A 4035-nucleotide genomic window follows, 5' to 3' on the forward strand; every position below is an offset into this window, starting at 1 on the left:
TAAAGCCTAAAAACTCTAACCCTAAGTTTACAGGAAAACTCTAAAGATTTCGCTACACATTCTTATTTGACGCTTACATTTCATCGCTTAACAAGCTCCAAAATAATAAAAAACAGACATACCGTGAAGTGGTTATCTGTTTACCTAGGACACGGCATGTCCGATTTTTCAAAAATATTTTCAGTTTTTCTTAATATGATTTTGCTTTTGGGGTGATTTTTTTCTCTTTGTTAAGCTTGTGCATAGTATGGTTACTTATATATTTTCAGTTTAAATCACAGTACCTCAAGATATCGTAAGGATACAGAAAGTGAATATTTATCTCTTGGAAGATAATACCATGAATGGCACAACCACTGACTATAGGTAATTACTTACGCAGTTTTTAGCCCAACAGTTTTTCTAAAAACATTCATCATTGATTTCAGCATTTCTGTGTCCATTCCAGCTAAACTGCTTACATAAGAAATAGTCTCTGCTGGCATCAAATCTTCCAACGTACATTTGTAAACCTTACAGAAGCTAATAAGCTGTGTTAATGAACACATGACTTCTCCATTTTCATAACGCCGAATTTTTCTTGGATCGCAGTCAAAGATTTCAGCGACATCTTCTTGGGTTAGCGGGGTGTTAGCCCTCGCATTTTTTAGATTAGCACCGATTTCTTTTTTGAAATATGTACTATCATTCTGGGCGTTAAGTAGTTCACGGTATCTTTTCAGCTCATCATCCGATAACACTCACAACACCCCCGGACTCCAGACTGCTAAAAATAGCAGTAGAAGTCGGAGGAGTAGGAAGTGAAAGAAGCATCGAATCAGTTACACTGCCCGTATTACTTCTCCCTACATTTGTATTTCTGTTCAACCATGCAGCTCGTATCATCTCACTGACACGTTTTATTTTCAATTTTCTTAATTCACGCAGTTCTTTTCTGCGCTGCAGTAGTCTTTCGTATTCGTGGTAGAGTTCCTCTATGTTCAAATCATATTGAAAATAATCATAGAATAAACCAAATTGTGTTGAACGTTTTACTGTAACAGGCATACCGAATATAGTAGTATCAACAAAATCTGCCGTAACTACTATTGTTTTTTCGTAATCTGTCGTTGGAATGTAGGTAACAGAAATATTGCGCTCATTGTAATCTTGTAAAAAATTGCAGAAACATATACTGGTGAAAATACCAGAGAATAGTTTCGTCATGTTTATTTTTGGCTCTTTTATATACCGACTAGCCCGTACATTTCCAGTAGCTAATATTGCAAAATTACGCAACTTTTTCTCATTCTTCTTTTCTTCTTCACGAATGATTGATTTGCTGATGGCATCAACAATCTTGGTCGAATCTAATTCTATTTGTATGCCATCCAGTTTTTTTATACTCACTGAAATAATAATCACCTCTTTTTTGAATATTCCGTTTATCCTCTACTTATAAACACCTCCTATTTTTGAATTTAAGGCCTTTAAAATTAGGTCATGCGAAGGAATAATTCGGTGTATTTATTATAACAGAAAATCTAAGCATACTAAAGAGGAAAGAGAATACACAATTTTATTTTAGGAAATATATCCATGGTTTAAAAATGGATTGCTGAAATAAGTTGGAAGATATATAATATTAGTAGAGTAAAAATTGTGAGATAACAGGAATTAGAAAATATGAAAAATCAACCGCTGAAACCATGGATAAAAGGAAATGAAAGTATAACACCAAATAATTTTTTTTCAAATGCATTGCCCAATTTAGAATATGGAGCTTGTATTTCATTGGATATTGCAGTGGAATTGTATAAAGCGAATACTATAGATACTGGTTATTTAAAAAAGTCCTGGAATGAACATCATGAATATATAGAGCAAGTCTGTTTATTAACAGGTATCGATGAAGAAAACGGATATGATTTAGATAGGGAAGAAAAGTGGTGGGTGTTACAAGAAATAGGTGAACCTCCATTTGGCTGCTATAATATTTATTTTATTACTATTTATAATGAACATGAAGAAAAACTGGTATATATAGGAAAGACGGATTCTAAAAAAAGTCGATTTTCTAATGGTCATTTGGCAGCATTAAAATTACATAATCCCATTTATAATGGTTACAATAAGCGAGTATATTTTGGAACGGTTATGTTTCTAAGTGATGACAAGGAATATGTGCCACTTGAATTTATTTCGCCTTATAGTAGAGCTGAAAGGTATTTGAGCGAAATGGAAGCATATTTAATTGAAAGATTAAATCCGGAATTAAACAAAAAAAAGGAGCCATTGCATTTGTTAGAAAATCTGTCAAGTGTGCTGATTCAAAATTTTAGTGAAGAGAATGCGTTTATGAAGGATTTCTTTGTCTGATAGAATTGCTCTGAACATGAAAGGCTATTCACAAATAAGTTGCAAAGCAACTGAGTATGTACTGACTTCACCGAAGTTTACTTTGCAGTGCTTGAAATATTAGTAAAATCAAGGATATCTTATGCTGATATATAAAATGAGCATTGCGTAAATGGTATAGTTTATCGTATTTTTGCGCAAAATGAAAAATAAATCTATTCGGCAATGTTGATATAAGTTTAGCATTGGCTTTGTTGTGATTATATTTATATGGCGCAGTAAACTTTTGTGATAAAATTGAAATCTCAATAGTGTCTTATAATAATTTCTTTTTCTATTGAAAAAATCTTAAATAAATCCCAATTTTTTTTATTTTTTTACACATTTCGACAATTTTTTCCATTATTTATAATAGGAGAGTATAGTACCACTCTATAATTCAGAAACGGAGGAAGCGAAAATGTGGCATTTTTGGCTCTTTTTCTTGGCCTTGCTGGCAGTGGTTATTGTACTAATGTATTGCTGCCTTGTTAGAGCTGAAAAAATGGACGATGAGATGGATGAGGCATTTAGAAAACTAAATGAAAAAAGAAAGGATGAGACAAAGCTGTGGCAAGGGGAAGATCAGGAGTAATTTCAAAGGAGTATAAGGGGGAAGATAATACCGCATATCATGATGTAATAAAGTTATTTAAGATATACCGGGTGGTAAACTGGCAAATGCAAATTAAAATCAGCCAGGTAAAAAGAAGATTCCATATGGAGTATGGCACAGATGTGGATGAATTCTTAGACACCATTTATCAGGCTGGAATGGATGTGGAAAGAGATTTAGCATCCGAGAAAGAACGGGTAGAGGCAATCAGCCGATCAAACCAGTATCTACGTTTAATTGATGAAGCAGTCGATCTTATGCGAAGGTATCATCCGCAAGGCGAGCGATACTATTGGGTGCTCTATTACAGCTATCTATCCTCAACAAAACTGGAAAATGTAGAAGAAATATTAGATAAATTGGAGCCTCATTTTCCGCAATATACCAGAATCCATAGAACTACATACTTCCGTTGGAGAGAACAGGCTTTTGAAGCTGTTGGAAGCATATTATGGGGCTATGAAGGGGAAAGCGAGCGCATATTAAAACTGATATGCAAAGATTATGAAGAAAAATAACTATTTCAGAAATCCTATTGACACAGATTTTCCAAAATCACTATAGTGAAATTGCAGAGACGCATACAAGGCGTATAGTAATTTTACATTTGGTTTTGAAGGGAGAAAAAACAAATGATTATTTCAGTTGATACCGGTAATAAGCAGATGAAAACAGAAAACTGTGAATTCAATTCTGGAGTAGAAATTTTAGATACACTGCCAGGGGAATTGGAAGAAGTGATTGAGTATGAAGGAAAATATTATAGGACAACTAATAGAAGAATTTCGTATATGGAGCTTCCTGTATAATAAAAAACGTGGATGTTGAAAATTAAAAATACCTCAGAGTACAATAAGACTACTGACTGGCAGGTTAGTAAAAATCTTATTATACAGAGAGGTATTTACAATGAAGTCTAACACACAGAACGCAAAAATTGAAGCTATTACAGAAAAAACTTTGGTACTCGGAATTGATGTCGGAAGTGAAACGCACTATGCCAGAGCTTTTGATTACAGAGGAATCGAGTATTCGAAGAAGCC

Annotated in this window: 6 protein-coding genes and 1 pseudogene; 5 read left to right on the forward strand and 2 right to left on the reverse strand. The window is 33.8% G+C overall.

All coding sequences use genetic code 11. The features are described 5' to 3' along the window. Positions 1-374 precede the first annotated feature (374 nt). Positions 375-740 (reverse strand): helix-turn-helix domain-containing protein, encoded by a 366-nt coding sequence (locus AB5618_RS21140; protein WP_117854344.1) that lies wholly within the window; start codon positions 738-740, stop codon positions 375-377. Next, the gene (locus tag AB5618_RS21145; RefSeq protein WP_368367046.1) at positions 727-1389 is read right to left on the reverse strand and encodes a hypothetical protein; all 663 of its coding nucleotides are present in this window, start codon (positions 1387-1389) and stop codon (positions 727-729) included. The genes AB5618_RS21140 and AB5618_RS21145 overlap by 14 nt, the downstream gene beginning before the upstream one ends. 276 nt (positions 1390-1665) lie before the next feature. Between AB5618_RS21145 and AB5618_RS21150 the strand changes: the two genes are divergently transcribed. The 5 genes and pseudogenes from AB5618_RS21150 to AB5618_RS21170 form a co-directional block, all read left to right on the forward strand. Beyond that, positions 1666-2358, forward strand: a complete 693-nt coding sequence (locus AB5618_RS21150; RefSeq protein WP_368367047.1) for a hypothetical protein — start codon at positions 1666-1668, stop codon at positions 2356-2358. A 439-nt stretch (positions 2359-2797) separates the two neighbouring features. Beyond that, positions 2798-2971, forward strand: a complete 174-nt coding sequence (locus AB5618_RS21155; RefSeq protein ID WP_173736148.1) for a hypothetical protein — start codon at positions 2798-2800, stop codon at positions 2969-2971. An 86-nt stretch (positions 2972-3057) separates the two neighbouring features. Further along, positions 3058-3510 (forward strand): hypothetical protein, encoded by a 453-nt coding sequence (locus AB5618_RS21160; protein WP_233456117.1) that lies wholly within the window; start codon positions 3058-3060, stop codon positions 3508-3510. A 114-nt stretch (positions 3511-3624) separates the two neighbouring features. Then, entirely contained in the window at positions 3625-3801 is a 177-nt protein-coding gene (locus AB5618_RS21165; RefSeq protein WP_173736147.1) for a hypothetical protein, read from the forward strand. Between the two features lie 100 nt (positions 3802-3901). Next, positions 3902-4035: pseudogene (locus AB5618_RS21170) on the forward strand (IS110 family transposase); the annotation flags it as partial.

Source organism: Ruminococcus sp. J1101004sp1_RTP21198st1_B9_RTP21198_201120, from assembly GCF_040924245.1.
Taxonomy (GTDB): Bacteria; Bacillota; Clostridia; order Lachnospirales; family Lachnospiraceae; genus Blautia_A; species Blautia_A faecis.

Coding starts and splice junctions, on each gene's coding strand:
- AB5618_RS21150 (WP_368367047.1), top strand. CDS start 1,666: ATGAAAAATCAACCGCTGAAACCATGGATAAAAGGAAATGAAAGTATA.
- AB5618_RS21155 (WP_173736148.1), top strand. CDS start 2,798: ATGTGGCATTTTTGGCTCTTTTTCTTGGCCTTGCTGGCAGTGGTTATT.
- AB5618_RS21160 (WP_233456117.1), top strand. CDS start 3,058: ATGCAAATTAAAATCAGCCAGGTAAAAAGAAGATTCCATATGGAGTAT.
- AB5618_RS21165 (WP_173736147.1), top strand. CDS start 3,625: ATGATTATTTCAGTTGATACCGGTAATAAGCAGATGAAAACAGAAAAC.